At 65.0% G+C, this 1,166-nt stretch carries 1 protein-coding gene; it reads right to left on the bottom strand.

Annotated elements, in window-relative coordinates; all coding sequences use genetic code 11:
• Window positions 1-1,062, bottom strand: a 1,062-nt coding sequence (gene cysS, locus AB0F44_RS30195) for a cysteine--tRNA ligase (protein WP_357361058.1), incomplete at its 3' end; no start/stop codon positions are given.
• Window positions 1,063-1,166: the final 104 nt, after the last annotated feature.

Genomic DNA, 1,166 nt, shown 5'->3' with positions numbered 1-1,166 from the left:
GGCGAGCGCCTTCGGGACTGCCAGATCGTCATCGATCGCGGCGGCGAATCCGTCGGTCCATTTTCCGATCGGCACCTCGCCCGCTCGGTCCAGCACTCGCTGCACGAAGGCTTCGATGCGCTGATACGAGGCGACCGCGTCGTCGAGTGCCTTGTCGGAGTATTCGAGCATCGAGCGGTAATGCGCGCTGCCCAAGTAGAAACGCAATTCTACCGGGCGCACACGGGTGAGAACATTCGGCACCGACAGGACGTTGCCGAGTGACTTCGACATTTTCTCCCCGCCCATCGTCACCCAGCCGTTGTGCAGCCAGTAACGCGCGAAACCGTCGCCCGCCGCTTTGGACTGGGCGATCTCGTTCTCGTGGTGCGGGAAAATCAAATCCATTCCACCGCAGTGGATATCGAATTCCGGGCCGAGATAGAACTCGGCCATCGCGGAGCACTCCAGGTGCCAGCCGGGGCGACCGGGACCCCACGGCGACGGCCAGCTGGGCTCACCGGCCTTGGCGGCCTTCCACAGCGTGAAGTCGCGGGGGTCGCGTTTGCCGCGGGCCGGGGTTTCACCCTGGTGCACGTCGTCGAGGCGGTGACCGGACAGCTCGCCGTAATTCGGCCAGCTCATCACGTCGAAATACACATCACCCTCGGCCGCGTAGGCGTGGCCGCGCTCGATCAGGCGCTGCATCAAATCGACCATCTGGGTGATGTGGCCGGTGGCGCGGGGTTCGGCCGACGGCGCGAGCACGCCGAGCGTCTCGTACGCCTTGTCGAAGGCGCGCTCGTGCGTCGCGGCCCATTCCCACCACGGCCTGCCCGCTTCGGCGGCCTTGTTCAGGATCTTGTCGTCGATATCGGTGACATTGCGGATGAACCGCACGTCGTAGTCGTGTGCGAGCAACCAGCGACGCAGTACGTCGAAGGCGACGCCACTGCGCACATGACCGATATGGGGTTGCCCCTGCACGGTGGCCCCACACAGATACACCGAGGCACGGCCGGGGACCAGCGGGGTGAATTCCCGCATGGTCCGCGTGTCGGTGTCAAAAAGGCGCAAGGTCACGGCATTCGATCCTAGTCGGTGGGATTGGGGTGGGGTTGACCGGCCGGTTCGTGGCGCCGTGGTTTACGCGACGGCTGATCGAAACGGCGAGAAGGCACTGCGGG

The sequence above is a fragment of the Nocardioides sp. NPDC023903 genome (assembly GCF_040639295.1).
In the GTDB taxonomy this organism is placed as follows: domain Bacteria; phylum Actinomycetota; class Actinomycetes; order Propionibacteriales; family Nocardioidaceae; genus Nocardioides.
This window is presented reverse-complemented; position numbering and strand designations above follow the sequence as displayed.